This window comes from Coprococcus intestinihominis (assembly GCF_040096555.1).
Lineage (GTDB): Bacteria > Bacillota > Clostridia > Lachnospirales > Lachnospiraceae > Coprococcus_A > Coprococcus_A intestinihominis.
On sequence record NZ_JBBMEK010000075.1, the window covers coordinates 1 to 12,937 of the forward strand.

Annotated in this window: 7 protein-coding genes, 1 pseudogene and 1 other annotated feature; all 8 genes and pseudogenes read right to left on the bottom strand. The window is 45.0% G+C overall.

Going from position 1 to position 12,937, the window contains the following annotated elements; all coding sequences use genetic code 11:
* The coding region (locus WMO25_RS07640; protein ID WP_349084819.1) for a YitT family protein at positions 1 to 717 on the bottom strand (717 nt) is incomplete at its 3' end.
* Between the two features lie 180 nt (positions 718 to 897).
* The gene (gene rpoC, locus WMO25_RS07645; protein ID WP_349084821.1) at positions 898 to 4,623 is read right to left on the bottom strand and encodes a DNA-directed RNA polymerase subunit beta'; all 3,726 of its coding nucleotides are present in this window, start codon (positions 4,621 to 4,623) and stop codon (positions 898 to 900) included.
* 17 nt (positions 4,624 to 4,640) lie between these two features.
* The gene (gene rpoB, locus WMO25_RS07650; RefSeq protein ID WP_015513675.1) at positions 4,641 to 8,498 is read right to left on the bottom strand and encodes a DNA-directed RNA polymerase subunit beta; all 3,858 of its coding nucleotides are present in this window, start codon (positions 8,496 to 8,498) and stop codon (positions 4,641 to 4,643) included.
* A 204-nt stretch (positions 8,499 to 8,702) separates the two neighbouring features.
* Positions 8,703 to 10,208 carry a YARHG domain-containing protein gene (locus WMO25_RS07655; protein ID WP_349084823.1) on the bottom strand — a complete coding sequence of 502 codons (1,506 nt, stop codon included), beginning with the start codon at positions 10,206 to 10,208 and terminating at the stop codon, positions 8,703 to 8,705.
* 153 nt (positions 10,209 to 10,361) lie between these two features.
* Entirely contained in the window at positions 10,362 to 11,249 is an 888-nt protein-coding gene (locus tag WMO25_RS07660) for an N-acetylmuramoyl-L-alanine amidase family protein (protein ID WP_349084825.1), read from the bottom strand.
* Between the two features lie 167 nt (positions 11,250 to 11,416).
* Positions 11,417 to 11,788, bottom strand: a complete 372-nt coding sequence (gene rplL, locus WMO25_RS07665; RefSeq protein ID WP_215689745.1) for a 50S ribosomal protein L7/L12 — start codon at positions 11,786 to 11,788, stop codon at positions 11,417 to 11,419.
* 25 nt (positions 11,789 to 11,813) lie between these two features.
* A complete protein-coding gene (gene rplJ / locus WMO25_RS07670) occupies positions 11,814 to 12,308 on the bottom strand; it encodes a 50S ribosomal protein L10 (protein WP_015513671.1) in 495 nt (164 codons plus the stop codon).
* Between the two features lie 31 nt (positions 12,309 to 12,339).
* Positions 12,340 to 12,486: a sequence feature (ribosomal protein L10 leader region), on the bottom strand.
* Positions 12,487 to 12,540: 54 nt separating this feature from the next.
* Positions 12,541 to 12,937 (bottom strand): annotated as a pseudogene (locus WMO25_RS07675) (50S ribosomal protein L1); the annotation flags it as partial.

The following is a 12,937-nucleotide window of genomic DNA, read 5'->3' on the forward strand; positions in this document are numbered from 1 at the left end:
ACCGGTATAGGCTCCCTGGCCTTTCAGCAAGGTAACGCCGCGTTCCAGTTCATCCATGATCTGTGCTGCGATTTCATCATTCTTCTCTGAAACTACCATCACCATACTGCCTTTGTCCAGACCATAAATAATACTGTCAATGACCATAGAACAGCAATACAGGGAAATCAGACCATACAGGGCAGATTCCAGATTGCCGAATACAAGGACAGATACACCAATGATAATGCAGTCCACCACCATGATCATTCGGCCGATAGGCACATGAGGATACCACTTCTTCACAAGGAAAGAAATAATATCCGTACCGCCGGTTGTGGAACCCCGCAGGAAAATAATCGCCAGACCGGCACCCATCAGTACACCGCCGAAAACGCCGCCAATCATTCGGTCACCTGCATAAATCGGTGCATATCTGGCCATGACCAAATCCACCATTAAACTGCTGATCACCAGTGATTTCACTGTTTTCCATGTCAGAGATTTGCCAAGGAAAATATAGGACAAAATCAGCAGAGGGATGTTCAGCACAATGGTCATGGTACCGATTGGCAGTCCCCAAAGATAATTTAACAAAATGGCCACACCGGACATCCCGCCCGGAGCCATATTCGCCGGATTAACAAAGCAGACAATACCGGCTGCATACAATACGGAACCAACCAGATCATAGGCCAGATCCATACAAAAACCTTTCACATTCAGTTTTTTATTCACCTTTACGCCTCCGTATCCATGATTCAGGCCTGTCGTCATCCCGCAAAGGCCTGTTTTGTGAACGCAGATAGTAAAGAAGCAGTATGGCCTTTGATACGATGTGATCAGCAACCATACTGCTTCTTAGACTTGTATTATGTTAATGAAAGTTCAAGACCTTCATAACGATTCGTTTTCAGATTAGTTTTCATCTGTTGTATCGTCTTCAGATTCACCGTCGAATGCATCATCTTCTGCTTCTGCAGGTGCAGTTTCAACAGCTGTTTCTTCTGGTTCAGCCATATCTTCATCTGCTTCTTCACCTGAGATACCGTCACTGAGATCAAGATATGCATCGTCATCATCGGCCAGTGTCAGTTCTTCATTCTCGTCGATTTCTGAATCCAGTTTGATTGTACGATAACGCTTCATACCTGTACCGGCAGGAATCAGCTTACCGAGAAGAACATTTTCTTTCAGACCGATCAGTGGGTCAACCTTACCCTTAATAGCAGCTTCTGTCAGGACTTTTGTTGTCTCCTGGAAGGAAGCAGCTGACAGGAAGGAGTTTGTAGCCAGAGAAGCCTTTGTGATACCAAGCATAACCTGGACACCTTCAGCCGGTCTCTCACCCAGTTCCTTGAGGTTCTCGTTGATTTCCTCGAAGTCAAGGACGTCAACCAGTGTACCAGGCAGAAATTCTGTATCTCCGCTGTTCTCGATACGAATCTTCTTCAGCATCTGACGAACGATAACCTCAACGTGCTTATCGTTGATTTCAACACCCTGCAGACGATATACACGCTGTACTTCCTGGATCATGTAATCCTGAACCGCACGCACGCCTTTGATTCTCAGAATATCATGTGGGTTGACGCTACCTTCTGTCAGTTCATCACCGGCTTCAAGTACCTGTCCCTCCTGAACCTTGATACGGGAACCGTAAGGGATGAGGTATGCTTTGGAATCACCTGTCTCGTCGTTTGTAATAACGATTTCACGTTTCTTCTTCGTATCGCGGATAGAAACTGTACCGCCGAACTCTGCGATGATGGCAAGACCCTTTGGTTTTCTTGCCTCGAAAAGTTCTTCGACACGAGGAAGACCCTGTGTGATATCATCACCGGCAACACCACCGGTATGGAAAGTACGCATTGTCAGCTGTGTACCAGGTTCACCGATGGACTGAGCGGCGATAATACCGACAGCTTCACCCACCTGAACAACCTGACCAGTTGCCATGTTGGCACCGTAACACTTCGCACAGATACCAAGATGTGAACGACAGGAAAGTGCTGTACGAATCTTCACCTTTGTCACGCCTGCTTCTGCAACCATAGCTGCACGCTTTGGTGTGATCATGTGATCCGCTTTTACAAGGACTTCACCTGTTGCAGGATCTACGATATCGGCAGCAGCGTAACGACCAGTCATACGTTCTTCCAGACTTTCGATAACTTCACGGCCATCCATGAATGCATCGATCCACATACCCGGAATGTTCTCTGAATCTTCGCTACAGTCGATTTCACGAATGATCAGATCCTGGGATACATCAACAAGACGACGTGTCAGGTAACCTGAATCGGCTGTACGGAGGGCTGTATCGGACATACCCTTTCTGGCACCATGGGCAGAAATGAAGTACTCCAGTACGTCAAGACCTTCACGGAAGTTGGATTTGATCGGCAACTCGATGATACGGCCTGATGTATCAGCCATCAGACCACGCATGCCGGCCAGCTGTTTGATCTGCTGGTTGGAACCACGGGCACCTGAATCGGCCATCATGTAAATGTTGTTGTATTTGTCAAGACCATCCAACAGAGCCTTTGTCAGCTGGTCATCTGTCTGTTTCCATGTCTCGATAACAGCTTTGTAACGTTCTTCGTCTGTAACAAGGCCACGACGGTACTGTGCTGTAATCTTGGAAATTGTTGCTTCAGCACTTGCAAGAAGCTCTTTCTTAGCTTCAGGCACTGTCATATCTGAAATAGATACAGTGATGGCACTGATTGTTGAATATTTATAACCTGTTGCTTTGATGTAGTCCAGAACTTCCGCAGTCTTTGTTGCACCATGTGTATGAATACACTTGTCAATGATCTGTTTCAGCTGTTTCTTCGCTACCAGGAAGTTGATCTCCGGTACAAGGTCATTATCACGGTTCTCTCTGTCTACATAGCCAAGGTCCTGAGGAATACCTTCATTGAAGATGAAACGGCCCAGTGTGGAGGAAACAACTCTTGTTACCTCTTCTCCACCCACGATACCTGTTCTTCTGACCTTAATCGGAGCCTGAAGTGTGATAATGTGGTTCTCATAAGCAAGGAGTGCTTCATTGACATCCTTGAAGAACATACCTTCACCTTTATCCCCAGGCTTCTCAAGTGTCAGATAGTAGATACCAAGGACCATATCCTGTGAAGGAACGGCTACAGGCGCACCATCGGAAGGTTTCAACAAGTTGTTTGGAGAAAGCAGGATGAAACGGCATTCTGCCTGAGCTTCTACAAACAGCGGTACATGGACAGCCATCTGGTCACCATCGAAATCGGCGTTGAAAGCTGTACAAGCCAGCGGATGCAGCTTGATTGCTTTACCTTCTACAAGTACAGGTTCGAAGGCCTGAATACCAAGACGATGCAGTGTAGGTGCACGGTTCAGCATAACCGGATGTTCTTTGATAACATCTTCCAGTACATCCCAAACTTCTGTCTGAAGACGTTCTACCATCTTCTTGGCAGACTTAATGTTGTGTGCAATGCCTCTGGATACGAGTTCTTTCATGACGAAAGGCTTGAACAGCTCGATAGCCATTTCCTTCGGCAGACCGCACTGATACAGTTTCAGTTCAGGACCAACAACGATAACGGAACGACCTGAGTAGTCAACACGTTTACCAAGAAGGTTCTGACGGAAACGGCCCTGTTTACCTTTTAACATATCTGAAAGAGATTTCAGCGCTCTGTTGCCAGGACCTGTAACAGGACGACCACGACGACCGTTATCGATCAGGGCATCAACCGCTTCCTGAAGCATACGCTTTTCATTTCTGACGATAATGTCAGGTGCGCCCAGTTCAAGAAGACGTTTCAGTCTGTTATTTCTGTTAATGATTCGTCTGTACAGATCATTTAAATCGGATGTTGCAAAACGTCCGCCGTCTAACTGTACCATTGGACGGATATCCGGAGGAATAACCGGAATAACGGTCATGATCATCCATTCAGGCTTGTTGCCTGAGCTTCTGAAAGCTTCAACAACTTCCAGACGTTTGATGATTCTTGCACGTTTCTGGCCTGAAGATGTCTTCAGGTCTTTCTTGAGCTGAACAGCCTCTGTTTCAAGGTCAATGGCCTGCAGAAGCTCCATAATCGCTTCTGCACCCATACCTACACGGAAACTGTCTTCACCGAAGTTCTTGCACTCTTCCTGGTATTCCTTCTCAGATAATACCTGCTTGTTCTCCAGTGTTGTGCTGCCTTTATCCAGCACAACATAGGATGCAAAGTACAGAACCTTCTCAAGGTTTCTCGGTGTCATATCCAGGATCAGACCCATACGGCTAGGGATACCCTTGAAATACCAGATATGAGAAACCGGAGCTGCAAGCTCAATGTGGCCCATACGTTCACGACGAACGCTGGATTTTGTAACTTCAACGCCGCATCGATCGCAGACTACGCCTTTGTAACGGATCTTCTTGTACTTACCGCAATGGCATTCCCAGTCCTTGCTAGGTCCGAAAATCTTTTCGCAGTACAGACCATCCTTCTCAGGCTTTAATGTTCTATAGTTAATCGTTTCAGGCTTCTTGACTTCACCATGGGACCACTGTCTGATCTTCTCAGGGGAAGCCAGACCAATCTTAATGGCGTCGAAAGTCATTGGCTGATAAGCTTCATTACTAACTGTTTCTGGCATGAATGGCACTCCCTTCTCTATTCGTTGTCAGAATCTTCTCCATAAAACTCTTCTGTATCGTCATCGGCACTGCCCTCATCTTCAACATCTACAAACTCACCATCACTGTTGACAGTCTGCTGTTTGTGGACATAATCGCCAAGGGATTCTTCTGTATCAAATCTGAAACCGCCATCGCCCTGCATGATGCTGTTGAAATCGTCATCACCGTAATCAACCGTTTCACCAAGTTCAACTTCTGTCTGGTCATCACGAAGGACTCTGACATCCAGTGCCAGTGACTGCAGCTCTTTGAGCAATACCTTGAAGGATTCAGGAATACCCGGCTCGGAAATATTCTCGCCCTTGATGATGGCTTCGTATGCTTTCACACGACCTGTCACATCATCGGACTTGAATGTCAGGATTTCCTGAAGTGTATATGCTGCACCGTATGCTTCCAGTGCCCAAACCTCCATTTCACCGAAACGCTGTCCGCCGAACTGAGCTTTACCACCAAGAGGCTGCTGTGTAACAAGGGCATAAGGACCTGTGGAACGTGCATGGATCTTATCATCAACCAGATGATGCAGTTTCAGATAATGCATGAAACCGATTGTAACCGGGCTGTCGAATTCTTCACCTGTACGGCCGTCTCTTAACTGAACCTTACCTGTACGGCTGATCGGAACACCCTTCCACTCTTCTCTGTAAGCCTTGTTCTCATCAAGATAATTGTATACTTTTTCATCCAGGGTATCTTTCCACTTCGCGGAGAATTCTTCCCAGGATGTATTGACATAATCATTGGCCAGTTCCAGTGTATCCATGATGTCATTTTCATCGGCACCATTGAATACAGGTGTCTCAATCTTGAATCCAAGTGCTCTTGCAGCAAGACCAAGATGGATTTCCAGGACCTGTCCGATATTCATACGTGAAGGCACGCCCAGAGGGTTCAGCACGATATCAAGCGGACGACCGTTTGGAAGGAATGGCATATCTTCAACAGGCAGAATACGGGAAACGACACCCTTATTACCATGTCGGCCGGCCATCTTATCACCAACGGAAATCTTTCTCTTCTGTGCAATATAAACACGTACACACTGATTAACACCAGGTGACAATTCATCACCGTTTTCTCTTGTAAATACCTTTGCATCCAGAATGATACCATATTCACCATGCGGTACCTTCAGGGATGTATCTCTGACTTCACGTGCTTTCTCACCAAAGATGGCACGGAGCAGTCTTTCTTCTGCTGTCAGCTCTGTTTCACCCTTTGGTGTAACCTTACCAACAAGGATATCTCCGGCACGAACCTCAGCACCAACACGGATGATACCTCTTTCATCCAGGTTCTTCAGCGCATCATCGCCGACACCCGGTACATCACGTGTGATCTCTTCAGGTCCGAGCTTTGTATCTCTGGCTTCTGCTTCGTATTCGGAAATATGGATAGATGTATAAACATCTTCCTGTACAAGGCGTTCACTTAACAGAACGGCATCCTCGAAGTTGTAGCCTTCCCATGTCATGAAACCGATCAGTGGGTTCTTACCAAGGGCTAATTCACCCTGTGATGTAGAAGGACCATCGGCCAGAACATCGCCTTTTTCTACTCTGTCGCCTCTGAATACAATCGGACGCTGGTTGTAGCATGCACCCTGGTTGGATCCGGAGAACTTGAGCAGCTTGTAAGTGTCTCTTGTACCGTCATCAGCCTTGATAATGACTTCATTAGATGCGGAGCGCTCTACAACACCGCCGCGTTTTGCAACAACGCAGACACCTGAGTCTACGGCTGCTTTGGCTTCCATACCTGTGCCGACTACCGGTGAGTCAGTCAGCATCAAAGGAACGGCCTGACGCTGCATGTTGGAACCCATCAGGGCACGGTTCGCATCATCGTTCTGCAGGAAAGGAATCATAGATGTTGCAACAGAGAATACCATTCTAGGAGATACATCCATCAGATCCACCTGTGAACGCTGGAAAGATGTTGTCTCTTCACGATAACGACCGGAAACTGTCTTGTTCACGAAGTAACCGTTCTCATCGATTGGCTCATTGGCCTGTGCAACTCTGAACTTATCTTCTTCATCGGCTGTCAGATAAGCAACCTCATCTGTAACACGCGGATTCTTAGGATCTGTCTTGTCAAGGATTCTGTAAGGTGCCTCGATGAAACCGTACTGATTGATTCTTGCGAAACTTGCAAGGGAGTTGATCAGACCGATGTTAGGACCTTCAGGCGTCTCGACAGGACACATTCTGCCGTAATGTGTATAATGTACGTCTCGAACTTCGAAACCGGCTCTGTCTCGTGAAAGACCGCCAGGACCAAGGGCAGAAAGACGTCTCTTATGTGTTAACTCGGAAAGTGGGTTATTCTGATCCATGAACTGTGACAGCTGGGAGCTTCCGAAGAATTCCTTCACTGCTGCAGTTACAGGCTTGATATTGATCAGAGACTGTGCAGAAACACCTTCCAGATCCTGTGTTGTCATACGTTCACGTACCACACGTTCCATTCTGGAAAGGCCGATTCTGTACTGGTTCTGAAGCAGCTCGCCGACAGCTCTGATACGACGGTTGCCCAAATGGTCAATATCATCTGCATTGCCCACACCATATTCAAGATGCATGTTGTAGTTGATAGAAGCAAAGATATCTTCCTTTGTGATATGCATAGGAACAAGATCTGCTGCGTTCTTCTTAATTGCATCCTTAATATCTTCAATGTCTTCGTTCTCATCAAGGATCTGACGAAGAACCGGATAATAAACATACTTCTCAGTAATGCCCAGTGTTTCTGGATCAACATCCACAAAACTAGTAAGCTCTACCATCATGTTGGAGAGGACCTTCTCAACACGTTCTTCTGTCTGAACATACACAGCAGCAACACCTGCATTCTGGATCTTCTGAGCCAGATCTTCTGTTACCATTGTGTCTGCTTCTGCGATAATCTCGCCTGTTGTCTCATCTACAACATCTTCAGCCAGTGCAAAACCTGTGATACGGTTCTTCAATGCCAGCTTCTTGTTGAACTTATAACGGCCAACCTTAGCCAGATCATATCTTCTAGGATCGAAGAACATCGCATTGATCAGACTCTCAGCACTTTCTACAGCCAGAGGTTCACCCGGACGGATCTTCTTGTATAATTCAAGCAGACCGCTCTGGTAACTGTCTGATACATCTTTGTTGCTGGACAGTGTTGCCATGATCTTTGGTTCCTCACCGAAGAGATCGATGATCTCCTGGTTCGTACCAACACCCAGTGCACGGATCAGCACTGTAACAGGTACCTTACGTGTTCTGTCCACACGTACATAGTAAATATCGTTGGAATCTGTCTCATATTCCAGCCATGCACCACGGTTCGGGATAACAGTTGCGGAGTAAAGCTCCTTACCAAGCTTATCATGACCCACACCATAGTAAATACCAGGGGAACGTACCAGCTGGCTGACGATAACTCGCTCAGCACCATTGATAACGAATGTACCTGTTGCTGTCATCAGCGGCAGATCTCCCATGAAGATCTCATGCTCGCTGAAACTATCTGTTTCTTTATTAATTAAACGAACTTTCACCTTTAAAGGTGCCGCATATGTTGCATCACGCTCTTTACATTCCTCGATGGAATACTTTGCTTCCTCTTCACATAAACTGAAATCTGTGAACTCAAGACTAAGATGACCACTGTAGTCTGTGATTGGAGAAATGTCTTCAAAAACTTCCTTCAGGCCCTTCTTCAGGAACCAATCGTAGGAATTTTTCTGAACTTCAATGAGATTCGGCATCTCAAGAACTTCCTTCTGACGGGAATAGCTCATACGGATGTTTCTACCTGATTTAACCGGTTTAATTCTGCTTTTATTCATTGACGTTTTTCACTCCCTGAATGATAAATCAACAAGTTCTATCTGCTTATCAGGCTAATGCGCCTAATATACCATAATAATGCAGTAATATATATTAACATAATTTTCAAGTTCTGTCAACAAGTTTCTGTTCTGTATATTAATTTTTTACATAAAAAAGAGACTGCCGCACTTTCCTTCCTTCGTACGACAGTCTCCTGTGTGTTATTCATAAGACTGAATTAACTGAATATTCTTAATTTCATAATCATTAAATACAGATGTAGAAAAATCTTCCGGATTCACAGTGCCCTTATACCAGGACTTGCCGTTGAAATAAGCCTGAAGTTCACTGTCGTTGAACTTACGTCCATGACGGGCATAAATCTCATTACGTGCGATCATCAGCTGATAGCTGGAAAGATTCTTCACATCGGAAGCTGACAGGTACTGACTGCTGCTGCCCGGCAAAACATAATCTGACGATGCACTGCTGTTAGAACTGCTGCTGTTGTTCTTACTGCTGTCCTTCTTACTGCTGTCCTTCTTCGTCTCAGTTGTCTGATTCTTCTTGGATTCAGCCGCTTTTGATTCGGCTGCCTTGGACTCTGCAGCCTTAGATTCAGCTGCACGCTTCGACTCAGCCTCTGACTCTGCCTTCGCCTGCTCTGCCGCCTTCTTGTCATCGATGGTCTTCTTCAAGGCTGTAACATCTGTCTTCCAGGAATTCAGTGTTGTCACTGCCTGTGCATAATTCTCTTCTTTGATGTACTTCTCCACTTCAGTACTGTAGGCATCCAGTTTCTTCTGGTCATCCGCACTGACATAATCCTTGTCGAGGCTGACACTGGAAATGTCATTCTTCAGATTCTGGATTACTTTCAGATTGTCTGACTTCAGATTCGTAGCTAAGGCATCCAGCTGTTTCTGGAAATCGCTGACCTTCTCATAATCACAGTCCTTCTGAGCTGCTTCGACATCTTTCTTCAATGTCTCATATGTGGCCTTATAATCATCTGTGATGGAATACGTTGAAAGTGCCTGATCAATACCGGAGGCAAAAGCATCCAGTGACGTCTTGCCGTTGGAAACGGTTGTGTAAGTATTCTCTACTTCACTCCATTTCTTGTCCAGTTCTTCCATCTTCTTGAGGTCTCCGGCATCAATCGCATCCTGGCACTCTTTCATGAAATCTGTAAAATAGGACTGATGGGAACCAAAATCCCTGCCGTCCAGTTTCTCAGACTGGAATGCAGCCACTTTCTGTGAAAAATCAGCCAGTTCCTTCTTATCTGCCTGCATCTTGTAAGCAAAAGCAGCACCGCCTGCCAATGCAATCAGCACAATAATAACAATTGCAATAAGACCTTTTTTGCTCTTTTTCTTCTTTGCAGTCGGAACGATTTCAACGTCATCTTCAAAAGGCTCTCCCAGCCATTCTGCCTCTTTCTTACGTTCCTTCATTTCACGTTTGCGCTGTGCGGCACTCTTCTTCTCGTCCTTCTCACGCTCTTCACGACGTCTTTCTAATTCTTCTTTTTTCTTCTGGCGCTGTTCTTCCAGCTCCTTCTCCTGAGCTTCAATCTCTTCTATTTCCTTCAGATAATCAAAATCATCATCTGCATTCGCATTCGCCTCTGTATTCACATCCATATCAGCATCTTCCGCAGATGTATGCTCATCTAAATCCAAATTGATGGTTTCATCGTTTCTATCTTCTGTATTGCTCATTCATTCCCCTCCATTCTCAACTTGTTACATATATATTACAAATTATAAACCATTCACCCTTTAAAGTCAATTTGAACTGTTCCTCCCCCGCGCAATCTGCAAAATCTTAAGGTTTTCGTTATTATTTTGGAAATTTTGTTCTGAATCTCTCCATTAATTCTCAGTTTTTGTCTTTATCTGCAAATTATAATAGGAAGCAATGGCATCTGCATCAGCCGTTCCCATTGCCTTCAACTGCGCCTCGTCTTTCAAAATAGCATTGTCGTGTGGATTGTCCATATAAGCATGCTCAATGATCATCCCAGGATGTCCTCCCTCCACACTGTAACTGATGAGATAATACCAGTCCTGTACACTGCCGTCATCATAATGTCCTTTTTCCTCTTTTGTCCGGACAAAAACTCCTCTCGGATTTAGATCAAGCTGTGCCAAATTATCCAGCACCATCTGTCCCAGCTTTTTGCCCTCTTCCGTATAGGCACTGTAATTCGACACATAGACTTCTGTCCCATTGACTTCTGCCCCGTATACACCGGTTGTCCCGTTATTATGCAGGCTTACAAAAAGATCTGCACCCAAATCCGTGGCATATCCTGTCCTTTTCTCAATGCAGTACTCTCCCTGATGTTCGGCATCCGGGCAGCTGCCATCCTCCCTTGTCATATAAACATCCACGCCTTGATACTGCTGCAGTCTGTCTCTGCAGGCCAGCGCAATCGTCAAATTCAGATCCTGCTCATTCACCCCCAGATCCGGATGATTTCTCGTGCAATACTCCGAATCATGTCCAGGATCCAACACAATCACAATCGGATCTGTTTCCGCTTCTATTTCAGTTTCTGTCTCAGTTTCTGTCTCAAACCCATTTTCTGTCTCTGCTTCTGCCGATACGATCTCCTCTGATTCAGACACTGTCTCAGAATCACTCGCCGACACCGATTCTGCCGTATTCGCTTTAGCATTCGGATTACCGCATCCCCCAAGCATTAATCCTGCCAGAAGCACCGCAGCTATATAGCATCCAGGCTTTCTCTGCTTCATCTGTGTATAAATCTCCTTTTTAGTGCAATGAATTATTAAAAAATATGCCCTCTCACGTTTCCCATATGATGACTCACACCGGCAAGTGTGGTTCAGCTTTGCTGGATACACATACAACAAAAGGCACCTCCGAAGAGATGCCTTCCATATCAAATTGAAAAGTACAATTATTTAACTGTAACTTTAGCGCCTTCAGCTTCAAGTTTAGCCTTGATTTCTTCAGCTTCTTCTTTGCTAACAGCTTCTTTAAGTGTCTTAGGAGCGCTGTCAACTGCTTCTTTAGCTTCTTTAAGGCCAAGACCTGTGATTTCACGAACAACTTTGATAACCTTAACTTTGTTAGGGCCAACTTCTGTTAATTCAACGTCGAATTCAGTCTTTTCTTCTGCTGCTTCACCAGCGCCTGCTGCTGCTACAACAACACCTGCTGCTGCGGATACACCAAATTCTTCTTCACATGCTTTTACTAATTCATTTAACTCTAATACTGATAACTCTTTAATAGCTTCGATAAATTCAGCTGTTGTTAATTTTGCCATTTTAAAATACCTCCGTTTTTAGATTTTATGCAACTTCTTCTTTGCTTTCAGCGATCTGCTTAATAACACGAGCAAAGTTGGTAATAGGGGACTGGATACTTCCAAGTAATTTTCCGAGCAGTACTTCTCTTGATGGAATTGTAGCGATAACCTGGATCATCTTCTCATCATAGAATGTACCATCTACAACACCGCCCTTAAGTTCAAGGTTCGGCATTTTCTTAGCTGCTTCATATAAAACTCTAGCTGGAGCTGTTGCATCTGAAGCGCTTGTTGCGATAGCTGTTGGGCCTTCGCAAAGATCTGTTACAGCTTCAAATACTGTACCTTTAACTGCACGTTTGATTAAAGTATTCTTGTATACCTTATAATCAACGCCTGCTTCTCTTAAAGCCTTACGAAGCTGTGTATCTTCTTCTACTGTCAGACCACGATAGTCAACCAGAACCATTGCCTGAGCATCTGCTAAATAACCAGCGATCTCATCAACGATTGGCTGTTTGATTTCTACTTTTGCCATTATTGGTGCACCTCCTTATAGAATAATCGTGTGTACCGCCAAAAAAGACCTCTCCGGCTGCCCAGAGAGGTCTTGATATAAGTCGAGTTCATAAAGAACACCTATAATCTCCCTCGGTAGGCGTTTTCTCCTTATGCCTTACGGCACCTACTGTCTTTGGCAGTTTTGCTCTGATATTATATCATCATTTATATTGGTTGTCAATCAAAAAACCACAACAAATTAAAAATAATTAAACAAGTTTAACTGGGTTTAATTTGATACCAGGGCCCATTGTAGATGTGATTGTTACACTTCTCAGGTACTGACCCTTAGCAGCTGCTGGTTTTGCCTTAACGATTGCGCCCATTAATGTATGGAAGTTGTCCGCTAACTGTTCTTCTGTGAAAGAAGCTTTACCAACTGGTACGTGGATAATGTTTGTCTTATCCAGTCTGTATTCGATCTTACCAGCTTTGATATCATTAACAGCCTTTGTAACATCCATTGTAACTGTACCAGCTTTTGGGTTTGGCATTAAGCCTTTAGGACCGAGTACACGACCAAGACGACCAACAACACCCATCATATCCGGTGTAGCAACTACAACATCAAAGTCAAGCCATCCTTCGTTCTGGATCTTCGGAACG